This window comes from Ahrensia marina, from assembly GCF_042140245.1.
GTDB lineage: Bacteria > Pseudomonadota > Alphaproteobacteria > Rhizobiales > MH13 > MH13.
Genome location: NZ_CP159483.1, coordinates 1,162,362 through 1,175,538 on the forward strand (window position 1 = coordinate 1,162,362; position 13,177 = coordinate 1,175,538).

Consider the following 13,177-nt stretch of genomic DNA (forward strand, 5'->3'; position numbering starts at 1 on the left):
GTCGGCGGCGCACCGTCTCATAGCAGGCTGTTGCGTCTGCGCCGTGACGGATGTCACATCAAGCGCATTCCGCCTGAATGTTAGGTGAACAGGAATCACGACTGCTATGTCGCTATAGATAGTGGGCTTCAGCGAAATGTGACTTGCATTTTGGTCAATGCGGGTGTGGATACCCACCGCAGTTCGCTCTGGCGGCTGCGTTACTGATCAATACTGTGGTGACTTGTTGTGCTTCACGATCCAGCGGTGTCGTTTTCGATGTTCCAACAGGCGCGTGATGTTGCAGCGCTTAAAACAGCCTTCCTGTCGGTTCTCGATGGTTACGGCTATGGAGCGTTTGATGCTTGGAGCGTGCGGGCCGAGACCCTCCGTAAGCCTCTCGTGCCCGGCAATTTTGCAATTGCAAGCTATGACATTGGCCTTGTGCGCCGCTACGTCAGCGACCGCATTATTGAAGAATGCTCTGCTATACATGAGGCCGGTCTTTCGCACGAACCCTTTGACTACCTCCAGCATCTGGCAGACCGATCCGATGAAAAGGCTGCGTTATGGCAATTGCGATTGCTAAAAGTCTTTGGGGTTCGCCACGCCTGGATCGTCCCTCTTTCGACCGTCAACCGGAACAATGGTGTCACCTGTTATATGGGCCGGATTGGACCTGATAGCCACGAACGCTTTTTGGCCACGCGTGATGCGATCCATGTGGCGTCCACTTACTTTTTCTCAGCGCTTGAAAAGCTTGAACCCGATCTGCCGGACGATTTGCGTGGCCGATCTCGTGAGGTGTTAACAGCGCGCGAAGCCAGTGTTGTGGCTGCTGCGGGCGCTGGACAAACGACGGCCGCCATTGCGGCCACTCTTGGTATCTCCGAAAACACCGTGCGCTTTCATTTCAAGAATGTGTTTCGCAAACTCAATGTGAAGACGCGCGCGCAGGCCGTTCAAAAGGCTGCTTTGTTGCCACACAGCACCATTTGAATGTGATGCTTTGACCCTACCCCACAGGGTAGGTCCACCCACCTGACCCCTCTGCTTATGTCGCGCCGACTTTTAATCGGTGGGGTTTGGATGCCTTTTCTCTCAAAGCGTTGGCTGGCGTGTACCAGTTCCTTATGTCTGGCGGTTTCGGCTTTGGCGGTCGAAGCGATTGTTATGCCGCAATATGCCCACGCACAATCGTTTGGTTGTGCGGCCTTAGATGGCGACAGTTTCACAGTTACTGGCAATGCTCCGGGGGGCACGGGGAACTTCGATTTCGATCCCGGCGAAGTGGTCAACGTCGATATTACTTTTGGTAATGGCGTCAACGCCGTGCAAGTCAGCTTTCTTGGCGAGACCCAAGTCATTCCGACAAACGGTTTTGGGAACACTGTGCGGGTCAGTTTCACGGTGCCGGACACCGGTGGTCCCTCGAACGGCGGCGTCCTCATTGTTGTCAGCAGTGATAATCCTGGAGATCAGGTCGGCGTAGCGCTCAATTGCGACAGCAGCGGCGCGGCTGGTGAGGTTGATGGTGTGGGGTCATCTGCTGTGGTGGACGCGGTGACTCTTGATGCGCTTCCGGGGGGTCAGTCGGGCAGCCTTAGCGACGCTTTTGGCGTCAATCTCAGCCAAGGACTATTTGCCCGCGCGATCCTTTTGCAGCGGCTTGGGCCGCGCGTGGAAGAATTTGAGTTGCAGGCGGAACTCGATGCTCTGGGTGAAGAGATCGGTGAAGCGCAGCGTGAACGCGTTCTTTTTATCAGGGCGGGCCTCTTCCCATCGCCGGAGTTTGGTGTCGGTGATCCGGATAATCCTCTCAGTCAGGACGACGTCACCCAAGGCCTGGAGGAACGCGATGCGCGCATTGAGCAGTTGCTTATACAGTTCAACGAGCTGGAAGACCGGCTGCGCGAGGTTCGGGCTGCCAATAATGCTGCCGCTCTTAACAGCAGCAATTTTGCACCGGTTTCCTCAGGCGCTACCGAGCCGACAAGTGCCGTAGGGGTGCTGCGTAACGGGTTCACCCAGCGCGTGGACCTTGCCGATGTTCGCAGGGCTGTTGTCGCGCGACGGGTTGCTCACGGGTTTTCCGACGTGGATGCGCCCCCGACTGCCCAAGACCTTCCGGGATTTTTGAGCGATGAGCGCTTTAATGCTTGGCTCCAAGCGTCGGTGACGTTCCATTCAGTGGATGGCAATGGTCGCGACGAGGACGGCTCCACGGTGGCGCTTGCCGGCGGTGTTTCCTATCTGTTTGGCAATGCGATTGAGGCCGGACTGGTTGGGCGGTATGCGCGCTCCCAGCGCGATGGGACGGTAGCAGACACCGACGTAGATCTGTGGTCATTGGGCGCCTTTGCGCAAACGATTTTGGACAATGGTGTGTCTCTGCAAGCGGTGGTGGCGGCCTCTTTCGGCGATGGATCGGTGGTGCTTGATCCTGCCGTAACACGGGCAATCGGAGCATTTGACGTCCAGGCCTATCAGGCTCAGATTCGGGCCGCTAGGAGATTTGAGCAGGAAACATGGTGGATCGAGCCGGACGCCAGTTTGACCGTGACACACATGAACCGTCACGGCTTTGCAGCGTCTGATGGCACCGCCATCCCCGAGACCCGCTCAACGCGTTTGACCGCTGCCCTGGGACCAACGGTTGGTACTGACGTTGCGCTCGATGGCGGGGTAACCCTGTCGCCTTATCTTGGTGTCACTCTCTTTGGAACTTTGGTGGATCAACCTGATCGCAACACGCCGTTGGCGTCATCCGACACCAGTCTGGGCGGAGGTGTTCGTGCAGGTCTTCAGGTGGTAAGACAGGCTGGTGTAACGATCGGTATTGATGGATCAGTGAACGCTTTTGAGAATGAAGCCTTTGATGCCACCATTTCAGCGCGGGTTGCGATTCCATTTGGAGGCTAAACCAATCTTTCAAGTGCGCCTGATGACTTGACCGTTGTAGCGGTTTTGCGGCACATCGCTCTTTCTTTCTCTTAAAGCTGATCAAGGAGCGCATGATGGCAGCCGCGCCGCGCACGATGTACGACAAAATCTGGGATGATCATCTGGTTCATATGCAAGATGATGGCACCGGGCTGCTCTACATTGATCGCCATCTTGTCCACGAAGTGACCAGCCCGCAGGCGTTTGAAGGCCTGCGTATGACAGGTCGCAAGGTGCGTGCGCCTCAGCGCACTCTGGCGGTGGTGGATCACAACGTGCCGACGACCGACCGCTCCAAGGGGATCGATGATCCCGAAAGCGCCTTGCAGGTGGACACGCTTGCCAAGAATGCTGCTGAGTTTGGTGTCGAATATTACAGCGAAGTCGATATCCGCCAGGGCATTGTGCACATTGTGGGCCCAGAGCAGGGTTTCACACTGCCTGGCATGACAATTGTCTGTGGCGACAGCCATACCTCCACGCACGGTGCTTTTGGCGCGCTGGCGCACGGTATCGGCACCTCAGAGGTGGAGCATGTGCTGGCCACGCAAACGCTGATCCAGAAAAAAGCGAAAAACATGCGCGTCACCGTCAATGGCGCGTTGCCTGAGGGCGTGACCGCTAAAGACATCATTCTAGCCATTATCGGCGAGATCGGGACCGCTGGTGGCACCGGCTCGGTGATCGAGTATGCTGGCGAGGCGATCCGTGCGCTTTCCATGGAAGGGCGGATGACCGTTTGCAACATGTCGATTGAAGGCGGTGCGCGCGCCGGTCTAATCGCGCCGGATGAAAAAACCTACGCGTATATCAATGGTCGCCCCCGTGCTCCGAAGGATAAAGCGTGGGATATGGCGAAGGCCTATTGGGAAACGTTGCCAAGCGATGAGGGCGCGCATTTTGACCGCGAAGTTGTGCTGGACGCTGCCAATCTGCCGCCGATCGTGACATGGGGCACCAGCCCTGAAGACGTCATTTCGGTGACTGGCGCCGTGCCAGACCCTGCTCAGATTGAAGACCCAAACACCCGCGCCTCCAAAGAGCGAGCGCTCGCCTATATGGGCTTGGAAGCGGGAACCAAGATGACGGATATCAAGCTCGATCGCGTGTTTATCGGGTCATGCACCAACGGTCGCATCGAAGATCTGCGCGAAGTGGCCAAAGTGGTGAAGGATAAGAAAGTCTCTGACACGCTGTCGGCGATGATTGTGCCGGGGTCTGGCCTTGTGAAGCAGCAGGCCGAGCAGGAAGGTCTGGACAAGATCTTTGTTGACGCTGGCTTTGATTGGCGCGAGCCTGGCTGCTCCATGTGCCTTGCGATGAACGCTGATAAGCTGTCACCGGAAGAGCGTTGCGCTTCAACGTCGAACCGCAACTTTGAGGGCCGTCAGGGCTTTAAGGGTCGCACGCACCTCGTTTCGCCTGCTATGGCGGCGGCTGCAGCGATCCATGGGCACTTTGTGGATATCCGCGAGGTTTAAAAGGCCTCGAGCCCAGACGATTTGGCCGAGGCCCACACTCAGAATCATTGGAAAACGCTGAGGCATTTGCCTCGGCGTTTTTTGTTTGAGAGCGCTGTTGTGCTTTCTAGAGCTTTGATTTTCTGTGCCGCTCCACATGGTTGAGCAGTATGGAGACGCCTATGACCAAGCCCAAGAAATCGTACGACATGCCGATTGATCTGCCAGATGACATCAGCCGACCGCAGATGATGGCGCTGGTCGAAAGAGCCGCGCAGGGTGTCGGCCTCTACATCTCTCACATCGGTAGCTATTCCCGAAAGAAGTATCCCAACTCGGTTCACTGGCATTTCAAGCGAGACCGAAAAGAGGTGGGGCTGATCGATGCCACATTCTGGGATGTAAAGTCTTTGTTTTGGCTCATGATCCGTACCAGTGAGCCAGACTGGGTGCATGCTATGGCGCCGCGTTTGCAGGATGCTTTGCAGCAGGAAATACAAAAATTGCGGATGGTTTAGCGCACAAAAAACGCCGGGGTTTGCCCCGGCGTTTTGCCTTCTCAATAGGACGTCCGTTGCTTACAGCGCGTCGCGCACGCGGTCGGCAACGTCTTCGCTCACCCAAGCGGTCCAAAGGTCTTCGCGGGTGCGCAGAAACTCTTCAGCAGCCTCGTCAGCTTCCACATCGTTTTCTTGCATGTAGAGAAGGGCAGCGGATACGTCAGCACCGGTCATGCCGTACTCACCCAGGAAGGCGACCACTTCGGGTGCTTCAGCACCAAACTCGCTGTTCACACCGATCTCCACCGGGATCACCGGGTAAGCGGTTGCTTGTTCTGCGCTTTCTGGCGGCTCTGCCGACATCATCGCGTTCCAGATGTCCTCATCATAGGCTGGCTCTTCCAGCTGAATGACATCGTCACCCACTTTACCAAGCACCCAGGTTGGGCCCCAATAGTAGAACACGATGGGTTGTTCGCGCAGGATTGAGGATTCAATGGCCGCGGCCAAAGCGCCCCCGGTACCCGGACGGAAGTTGGTGAAGGTTTCATCCAAACCATAGGCTGAGAGTTTGCGCGTGTTGGCGTCTTCGCAGCCCCAACCGGCGATGCAATTGTAGAAGCGACCCATGTCAGGGTCCTCTGGGTCCTGGAAGACTTCGGCGTAGTCGCCGAGTTGGCTGACGGATGTCAGGCCAGCGGCAGGGGCATCGTCGCCCTCAACCAGGTAGCGGGGCACGAACCAGCCTTGAACCGCGTCGGGGTAGGACAAGCCGACAGACTCGACTGTGCCTTTGGCGGTTTCTTCATCCCACCAGTCTTGAACGTTTGGCACCCAGATCTCCATGGCGATGTCCACATCGCCACGGGCCATGCCATTGTAGATCGGCAGGGTGGACCCTGGGATCACATCGGTTGAACAATCATAGCCGTTCTCCAAAATGAACTGGGCCACACGGTTGTGAAACTGGGCGGAGGCCCAATCCAAATCGCCAAAAACGATATCTCGATCAATGTCGCAGGCTTGTACTGACGTTGAGGTCAGCGCAAGCGCGCCTGTTGATGCAACAATAGAAAGGCTCGCGCTCAAGAATAGATTCTTGATAGACAAAATATTCTCCCTGATTTTGTGAACCTTCGGTTGTCGTACTCAAATTATGTAAGAATAAATATCAAACATAACTATTTCTGCGAGACTTCAGCGATGCTCGCGAGATAACGAAATTCATTCCGAAGGCGTGGGCAGAAACTATCGCCGAGCTATGATATGTCAACAGCGTGTCAGGTATTTACTTTGAAGTGCGGCCTTACGCCCCGATTCCGCAGCGGCAAGTGATTAACAAATTGCCAACGCCCAGTGTGATATGCTGCTCGCATGAGTGCATCGGCCCAACTTCCCTTTGTTCCATCGCTCGTGACGCGGTTTTCAGACTGGCAAACGCATCTGCGTGCAGAGCGCCGCTTGGCGGAGGCGACCTTGCACGCCTACGCAACCGATGTGAGTGGGTTTCTGGCCTTTCTTGAAGGCGTGTCAGATGATGTCATGGTAGCTCTAGCCGATCTGCGACCAGCGACGATCCGGCGGTTCTTGGCGCAGCGTGTGCAAGAAGGGGCAAGTGCGCGAACGCGCGCCCGCAACTTGGCCGCGATCCGGTCTTACCTTACTTTCTTGGAACGCGAAGGATTGGCCGAAGCTGCTCCGGCACGAGCGGTGAAAACGCCCAAACTGCCTGACCGACTGCCGCGTCCTGTTGATGCGACGGCTGCGCTGCGCATGGCGCGGGGTGAGGCAGATGATTTGGAAGCTGAGCCATGGATTGTGGCGCGCAATGCTGCTGTGTTTTCTCTGATGTATGGCGCTGGGCTTCGTGTGTCCGAGGCTCTGTCGGTTACCAAGGGCGAAGCGCCTTCAGCTCAGAATGATAGCCGATCACTGCGCATCACCGGTAAGGGGGGCAAAACGCGCCTTGTGCCTGTTTTGCCGGTAATTGGGCAGGCGTGCGATGCCTATGCGCGTTTGATGCCTTTCACGCTGGAGATTGATGATTTTTTCTTCCGCGGAGCCCGTGGTGGCGTGCTTGATCAGCGTATTGTGCGCCGCGTAACGGAGACAGCGCGTGGTAGGCTTGGCTTGCCATCAACAGCAACGCCCCATGCCCTGCGTCACGCCTTTGCCACCCATCTTCTGGCCGCAGGTGGCGATCTGCGCACCATCCAGGACTTGCTCGGCCATGCGAGCCTTTCCACCACCCAAGTCTACACGCGTGTTGACGGCGCAGCGCTTTTGGCCAGCTACCGACAGGCTCATCCACGCGCACGGGTGGAGGAATGATGCGTTGGCTTGGTTTTGCCGTGATGGTTTTGGTCGGTGTTTCGTACTTCGGCACCACGACCATGACGCACGCGCAAGCGATCACGGTGCCTGAACCCGATTGGTGTTTGTATCAAGGCCAGACGATATGGGACGCAAGGCGGCCAGCACAAAATGAGCTGGCGCGCATCACTGTTGATTTGCGGTGCATTGAAGATGTTGTCAGCGGTGTGCGCGTGAAAGCCGAAACACGCTGCGGCCGCACGCTCTGCACGTGGAGTTTTGCCGAAGAGGCGGAGGTGGAAGGGGCCTCACTGCGCGCTGTGTTTTTCACCTTCACCGCAACACGGGCCATGCGTCTTGTGTTGACCGGCAACCAGGTGAACGCGGAGGTGGTCAATGACTACAACCAACCTGGGCGCGCTAGCGATCGAATGGTGGGTCAGTTCACGTTGGTGGAGTGATGATTGGGGTAAGCACCCCAAGCCACCAGGCTATCCCGGCTTTCGAGGGCATGCATGCGCTAGGTCTTGGATTATCTGACGGGTCTGCGCCCTTTTTAGATAGTCGAAGATGGCACCCAGTTCAAAGCCCTGGCCGCGGTTTGATTGTCAGCGGGGCGATCTTGAGGCTTGTCACCCGATTGCCCTGACGGCGCAGCACGTTGAAGCGGAAGCCGTGGAAGGTGAAGGCCTGGCCGCGCTCGGGGATGAGGCGGGCTTCGTGGATCACCAACCCGGCAATGGTCGTGGCTTCATCATCGGGCAAGTTCCAGTCCATGACCCGGTTAAGATCGCGGATCGGCACGCCACCGTCCACCACCACTGAACCATCAGGCATCGTGCGCACGCCCTCGGCGGACACATCGTGTTCATCGGCGATATCGCCGACGATCTCTTCCAAAATATCTTCCAGTGTGATGAGGCCCTGCACCTCGCCATACTCATCGACCACCAGGGCAATGTGAGCTTTGCGCTTCAAAAACGCATTGAGCTGCGCCTGAAGTGTGTTGGTGTCGGGTACGAACCATGGCGTTTGCGCAATCTCGGTGACGTCCACGCCTGAGGGATCGCCTTTGGCCCGCAAGGCGCGCAGGACATCTTTGGCATGGATAACACCGATGATGTTGTCAGAGCGCTCCTTCCAGAGCGGGATGCGTGTGTAGGGGCTCTTCAAGATCTCATCGACGATTTCCTCGTTGGGCAGATCGATGTCGATGGATTGCATTTTGGTGCGGTGGATCATCACGTCGGAAACTTCCAAATCGTGCAGATCAAGCACACCGCCAAGCCGGTAGCGGTCGTCCTTGAACACTGCGCCTTCTTGATGGAAAAATTCCAACTGGCCTCGGATTTCCTCGTGCGCGGAAAGCACATCGATGTTTTCCACATCGACTCCGAAGATTTTCAGAAGGCTGCGGATGAACCATTGGACGGCCGCTGTGATGGGCGCGAACAGGAAGACCACAATGCGCACGATTGGCGCGACAAAGATCGCAAATCGGTCCGTGTTGGAGATGGCGAGCGTCTTGGGCAGCACTTCGGCAAACACCAGAACCAGCGCTGTCATCACCAAGGTGGCATAGGCAACACCGCTGTCGCCAAACAAGCCCGTGAAGAGCACCGTGGTCAGCGCTGAGGCGAAAATATTGACAAGATTGTTGCCCAACAGCAGCGCGCCGATCAGCCGCTCGCGCGCTTCGGTGAGCTTGCCGACGATACCAGCGCGTTTGTCGCCTGTTTTCTCTCGCTGCAACATACGTGCGCGGGAAACAGCTGTTAGCGCTGTCTCCGAGCCGGAAAAGAAAGCGGAAAGAACCAAAAGGCCGAGGACCGCGAGGCCGGTGAGCCAGATTTCGGTGGTGATCATGAGCGTTGAGGTCGCTTAGGTGAGATCAAGAGTGGAAAGAAAGCTGCGAAGCGAGCCTTCTGAGACGTCGCTGGCAATGAAGCTCTGGCCGATACCGCGTGTGAGGATAAAGGTAAGAGCGCCGCGCTCGACCTTCTTGTCCTGCTTCATGGCGTCAACCAACTCATCGATTGTCGGGTTGAACCCTTCAATGGCTGCGATATCGGTCGGCAGGCCAAGCCCTTCAAGGTGGGCGACAACACGTTGCACATCTTGGCCAGAACAGAGGCCCAGGTGATTGGAAAAGCGGTGGGCGAGCACCATGCCGATCGCAACGCCTTCGCCATGAACCAGCTTGGCCGGGTCGTAGTTGCAAAGCACTTCCAGCGCGTGGCCAAAGGTGTGGCCAAGGTTCAGCAGTGCGCGGCGACCGCCTTCGCGCTCATCGTCTGCCACAACGCGCGCTTTGGCCGCGCAAGAGCGAGCAATCGCTTCGGTGCGCGGTTCTACCTCGCCAGCAAGCACTGCAGGTGCATTGACTTCTAGCCACTCAAAAAAGGCCGCATCATCGATGAGGCCGTACTTGACCATTTCGGCATAGCCAGCCTTCATCTCGCGGTCGGGCAGCGTCTCTAGCGTTGCTGTATCAGCCAGCACCAGGATGGGTTGATGAAAGGATCCGACAAGGTTTTTGCCATGTTCGGTGTTGATGCCGGTCTTGCCGCCAACCGAGGAGTCCACTTGCGCCAGCAAGGTTGTGGGCATCTGCACAAACCGCATGCCACGGCGTGCAATGGCAGCGGCGAAGCCTGCCAAATCTCCGATCACGCCGCCACCTAGTGCAATCACGAGGTCCCCACGCTCCAGCCTTCCGCCAATGATCGCATCGGTCACGGTCTGGATGCCGTGCCAGCTTTTGGAGCCTTCGCCGGGTGTCACGATCACCGCAAAACTGTCGATCTTTGCGGCTTCTAGGCTGGCTTCCAGCGTATCCAGGTGCATCCGCGCAACGCGGCCATCGGTGACGACGACCGTTCGGGCACCAGGGGCCAAGGCAGCGATGCGTTCACCGGCGCTTTCCAAAACGTTCTGCCCGATGAGGATGTCATAGCTGCGTTCACCGAGATCGACGTGGACGCTTTGTGGAGATGGGCTCACTTGGGGTCCGTTTCATTCTGAAGGTGCGCGCCGAGCGCATGCAGGCAAGCTTGAACCACATCGGCATGGGCGCCATCGCGCGAGGGAACGGTAAGGTCCGCCAGGGCATAGTTGGGCGCGCGTGCGTCCAGCAAACGCAACATCGTGCCTTCGGGATCGGGGTTTTGCAGCAATGGGCGGTGCGAACGACGGCGTACCCGCGCCATAAGCGTTTCAAAGTCGGCTTTCAGCCAGATTGACAACCCATGCTCAGCAATGTCTTGGCGGGTTTGTGGGTTCTCGAAAGCGCCGCCGCCGACGGCTATCACCTTTGAGCCGTCTGACAGAAGTCTGGCGATGACCTTGCGTTCGCCATCGCGGAAATGCGCTTCGCCATAGGTCTCAAAGATTTCTGGGATTGTCAGGTTGGCCGCTTTTTCGATCTCATCATCGGAGTCGACGAACTCAATGTGCAGCGCTTGCGCCAGCCGACGACCGATGGAGGATTTCCCCGCTCCCATCATGCCAACAATCACGATGGCGCGCGTGCCTAAGCCTTCGCGAATGCGGGCAATATCGGCGGCATTGGCGCGTGGTTGGTAGGCCTCGTCGAGCGTCGTCGCGGCATTTGATGAAGAGTGTGACGTCATGGTAGATTTGCTTAAGCGTTTTCAGTCATACTGGAAAGATAAAGGCGCACAAAAGGTTTCCTGCGCTTAACGACCTCTGGCAGTCCTGGGACCGCACTGACATCGGCCTCGCCCATCACGTTTAAGGTTCAATGCCCACAACATTTCGCTTTTTGATACGGCTAGCCCTACTTGGCGCGCTTGCGGCTGGCGCAATTTATGCGTTGGCCACCTATATCGAACCGACGCCAGAACCTGTGTCGGTGCGTATCGCACCTGAACGCTTTGACCAGTGAGCGTGCAATGAGCAGCGCAGGTGACATCGGGTTGTTTCTGGACATGTTGGCCGTGGAACGCGGCGCTTCACCCAACACGCTGGATGCGTATCGGCGTGATCTCACTGATTTTGCCGACGATCTTTCTGGTGCTTTGAACACGGCGTCCACTGATGATGTGCGCGCCTATCTGGCACGGTTGGAAGCCAATGGTGCCAAAGCGTCAACGGCGGCACGCAGACTGTCCGCGCTGAAACAATATTTTCAGTTTCTTTACGCTGAAGGCATGCGCGCTGATGATCCGTGCGAACCGCTCCGCGGACCGAAAAAGCCCAAGCCATTGCCCAAGGTGATGGGGGAGGATGCTGTTGACCGGCTGCTGACGCAGGCCAAACAGGCCTGCGAGGTTGCTGGTCTGACGCCGAGCAAGCAGATCAAGGCGTTACGGATGCGCGCTTTGTTGGAGCTTCTTTACGCCACGGGCTTGCGCGTCTCAGAGCTGGTGAGCCTGCCGCGTTCCGTCGCCGGCGGTGGAGAGGCCTTTGTGGTGCGCGGCAAAGGTGGGCGCGAGCGGTTGGTTCCGCTGACACCCATCGCTCAAAGCGCCATGACAGCCTATCTGGAGGCACTGGATGCCGATAAACGCCAGACGCGTTCCACTTTTTTATTTCCCGCTGACAGCGCGGAGGGTCATTTGACCCGTCAGGCCTTCGCGCGTGATCTGAAGTCGCTGGCTGCGGCCGCCGGATTGCCAACAAAGGGACTGTCGCCACACGTGTTGCGCCACGCCTTTGCCAGCCATTTGCTTGCGCATGGCGCGGATTTGCGCACGGTACAGTCGCTGCTTGGTCACAAAGATATTGCGACCACGCAGATCTATACCCATGTGCTCGACGAGCGGTTGCACGGGTTGGTGACCAGTTGTCACCCGCTCAGTGATGCCACATGAAGAGCTGACCTTTTAAGCCTGTTAAGAGCTGAACCATTCCAATCCCTTGACTTCCGGGCGTGAAGCGACTTCAAGTCCGGCGATCTTTCGGCGAGGGCCGTTGGCCCCTTTGCCAGCCAAGTTTGAGGCGTGATGCACACCTATCTGGATTTTGAAAAACCTGTCGCTGACCTTGAGGGCAAGGTGGCGGAGTTGAAAGCTTTGCAAGCTGAGGATGCTGCGGTTGATGTTGCCGACGAGATCGCCCGGCTGGAGGTCAAAGCGCAGAAGGCGCTGACCGACCTCTACTCTAAGCTGACACCTTGGCAGAAGACGCAGATCGCGCGCCATCCTGATCGTCCGCACTACAAAGCCTATGCGCAGGCTCTGTTCACTGATTTTACGCCGTTGGCTGGCGATCGCGCGTTTGCCGATGATCACGCCATTCAAATGGGTATGGCGCGCTTTGATGGTCGCGCGGTGATGGTGATTGGCCATGAAAAAGGCGATGACACCGCCTCAAGGCTGAAGCACAATTTTGGCATGGCCCGACCTGAAGGCTATCGCAAAGCTGTGCGGGCCATGAAGCTTGCCGACCGGTTCAACCTGCCGATCATCACTTTTGTCGACACGGCAGGCGCGTATCCCGGTATTGGAGCCGAAGAACGAGGCCAGGCGGAAGCGATCGCCCGCTCCACCGAGGCCTGTCTCAACGTCAAAGTCCCAACGATTAGCGTGATCATTGGTGAGGGTGGTTCCGGTGGCGCGATTGCGCTGGCCACCGCCAACAAAGTGTTCATGTTGGAACATGCGATTTATTCGGTGATTTCACCGGAAGGAGCCGCCAGCATCCTATGGCGTGACAGCGCGCGCGCTTCTGATGCGGCTTCGGCTCTCAAAGTGACCGCTGAAGACCTCACCGACCTCAAAGTGGTTGATGGGGTGATTGAGGAGCCCCTGGGTGGTGCTCACCGCGATCCAGCACATGCCATTGCGAACGTGCGAAACCATATCGCATCAAGTTTTGATGAGTTTGATGGCGCGCCACACACGGATTGGCGTTCGCTGAGACAGGAAAAGTTTCTGGCCATTGGGCGCACGTTAAGCATTTAACCAAGTGCCCAACTGCAGTCATGGTCAGGCCATATTCAAGCGTAACGTACCGAAA

The 13,177-nt window shown here is 57.3% G+C and carries 13 protein-coding genes; 9 read left to right on the forward strand and 4 right to left on the reverse strand.

The genetic code is table 11. The features are described from left to right. The first annotated feature begins 228 nt into the window (after nt 1-228). The 4 genes from ABWH92_RS05740 (at nt 229) to ABWH92_RS05755 (ending at nt 4,900) form a co-directional block, all read left to right on the forward strand. Nucleotides 229-978 (forward strand): LuxR C-terminal-related transcriptional regulator, encoded by a 750-nt coding sequence (locus ABWH92_RS05740; protein ID WP_375572973.1) that lies wholly within the window; start codon nt 229-231, stop codon nt 976-978. A 90-nt stretch (nt 979-1,068) separates the two neighbouring features. After that, nucleotides 1,069-2,901, forward strand: coding sequence for an autotransporter outer membrane beta-barrel domain-containing protein (locus ABWH92_RS05745; RefSeq protein WP_375572975.1), 1,833 nt, complete (start codon nt 1,069-1,071; stop codon nt 2,899-2,901). Nucleotides 2,902-2,993: 92 nt separating this feature from the next. Further along, nucleotides 2,994-4,403: a 3-isopropylmalate dehydratase large subunit gene (leuC, locus tag ABWH92_RS05750; RefSeq protein WP_375572977.1), complete on the forward strand. Its 1,410-nt coding sequence runs from the start codon at nt 2,994-2,996 to the stop codon at nt 4,401-4,403. Nucleotides 4,404-4,564: 161 nt separating this feature from the next. Next, complete coding sequence (locus tag ABWH92_RS05755) at nt 4,565-4,900, forward strand: hypothetical protein (protein ID WP_375572978.1); 336 nt, start codon at nt 4,565-4,567, stop codon at nt 4,898-4,900. A 60-nt stretch (nt 4,901-4,960) separates the two neighbouring features. Here ABWH92_RS05755 and ABWH92_RS05760 read toward each other — a convergent pair whose 3' ends face one another. After that, entirely contained in the window at nt 4,961-5,971 is a 1,011-nt protein-coding gene (locus ABWH92_RS05760) for an ABC transporter substrate-binding protein (protein ID WP_375572980.1), read from the reverse strand. 285 nt (nt 5,972-6,256) lie between these two features. Between ABWH92_RS05760 and ABWH92_RS05765 the strand changes: the two genes are divergently transcribed. After that, the gene (locus ABWH92_RS05765) at nt 6,257-7,213 is read left to right on the forward strand and encodes a tyrosine recombinase XerC (RefSeq protein WP_375572982.1); all 957 of its coding nucleotides are present in this window, start codon (nt 6,257-6,259) and stop codon (nt 7,211-7,213) included. Next, complete coding sequence (locus ABWH92_RS05770) at nt 7,210-7,656, forward strand: hypothetical protein (RefSeq protein WP_375572984.1); 447 nt, start codon at nt 7,210-7,212, stop codon at nt 7,654-7,656. Before ABWH92_RS05765 ends, ABWH92_RS05770 begins: the two co-directional genes overlap by 4 nt. A gap of 121 nt (nt 7,657-7,777) precedes the next feature. On the opposite strand, the gene ABWH92_RS05775 is transcribed toward ABWH92_RS05770, so the two are convergent. From ABWH92_RS05775 to ABWH92_RS05785, 3 genes are read right to left on the reverse strand one after another with little or no spacing between them, the layout of a single operon-like run. Further along, nucleotides 7,778-9,061: an HlyC/CorC family transporter gene (locus ABWH92_RS05775; protein WP_375572986.1), complete on the reverse strand. Its 1,284-nt coding sequence runs from the start codon at nt 9,059-9,061 to the stop codon at nt 7,778-7,780. A gap of 15 nt (nt 9,062-9,076) precedes the next feature. Beyond that, complete coding sequence (aroB, locus tag ABWH92_RS05780) at nt 9,077-10,198, reverse strand: 3-dehydroquinate synthase (protein WP_375572988.1); 1,122 nt, start codon at nt 10,196-10,198, stop codon at nt 9,077-9,079. After that, nucleotides 10,195-10,827, reverse strand: a complete 633-nt coding sequence (locus ABWH92_RS05785) for a shikimate kinase (RefSeq protein ID WP_375572990.1) — start codon at nt 10,825-10,827, stop codon at nt 10,195-10,197. Before ABWH92_RS05785 ends, aroB begins: the two co-directional genes overlap by 4 nt. A 131-nt stretch (nt 10,828-10,958) precedes the next feature. On the opposite strand from ABWH92_RS05785, the gene ABWH92_RS05790 reads away from it, so the two are divergent. The 3 genes from ABWH92_RS05790 to ABWH92_RS05800 all read left to right on the forward strand — a co-directional run bounded on the left by ABWH92_RS05790 (nt 10,959) and on the right by ABWH92_RS05800 (nt 13,122). Further along, nucleotides 10,959-11,102 (forward strand): histidine kinase, encoded by a 144-nt coding sequence (locus ABWH92_RS05790; protein ID WP_375572992.1) that lies wholly within the window; start codon nt 10,959-10,961, stop codon nt 11,100-11,102. Between the two features lie 7 nt (nt 11,103-11,109). Next, a complete protein-coding gene (locus ABWH92_RS05795; protein WP_375572994.1) occupies nt 11,110-12,030 on the forward strand; it encodes a site-specific tyrosine recombinase XerD in 921 nt (306 codons plus the stop codon). Between the two features lie 132 nt (nt 12,031-12,162). Then, complete coding sequence (locus tag ABWH92_RS05800) at nt 12,163-13,122, forward strand: acetyl-CoA carboxylase carboxyltransferase subunit alpha (RefSeq protein ID WP_375572996.1); 960 nt, start codon at nt 12,163-12,165, stop codon at nt 13,120-13,122. Nucleotides 13,123-13,177: the final 55 nt, after the last annotated feature.

Bases quoted from the DNA above. Each gene is read 5' to 3' on its own strand.
- ABWH92_RS05745 (WP_375572975.1), top strand. From the start codon at position 1,069: ATGCCTTTTCTCTCAAAGCGTTGGCTGGCGTGTACCAGTTCCTTATGT.
- leuC (WP_375572977.1), top strand. From the start codon at position 2,994: ATGATGGCAGCCGCGCCGCGCACGATGTACGACAAAATCTGGGATGAT.
- ABWH92_RS05755 (WP_375572978.1), top strand. From the start codon at position 4,565: ATGACCAAGCCCAAGAAATCGTACGACATGCCGATTGATCTGCCAGAT.
- ABWH92_RS05765 (WP_375572982.1), top strand. From the start codon at position 6,257: ATGAGTGCATCGGCCCAACTTCCCTTTGTTCCATCGCTCGTGACGCGG.
- ABWH92_RS05770 (WP_375572984.1), top strand. From the start codon at position 7,210: ATGATGCGTTGGCTTGGTTTTGCCGTGATGGTTTTGGTCGGTGTTTCG.
- ABWH92_RS05775 (WP_375572986.1), bottom strand. From the start codon at position 9,061: ATGATCACCACCGAAATCTGGCTCACCGGCCTCGCGGTCCTCGGCCTT.
- ABWH92_RS05785 (WP_375572990.1), bottom strand. From the start codon at position 10,827: ATGACGTCACACTCTTCATCAAATGCCGCGACGACGCTCGACGAGGCC.
- ABWH92_RS05790 (WP_375572992.1), top strand. From the start codon at position 10,959: ATGCCCACAACATTTCGCTTTTTGATACGGCTAGCCCTACTTGGCGCG.
- ABWH92_RS05795 (WP_375572994.1), top strand. From the start codon at position 11,110: ATGAGCAGCGCAGGTGACATCGGGTTGTTTCTGGACATGTTGGCCGTG.
- ABWH92_RS05800 (WP_375572996.1), top strand. From the start codon at position 12,163: ATGCACACCTATCTGGATTTTGAAAAACCTGTCGCTGACCTTGAGGGC.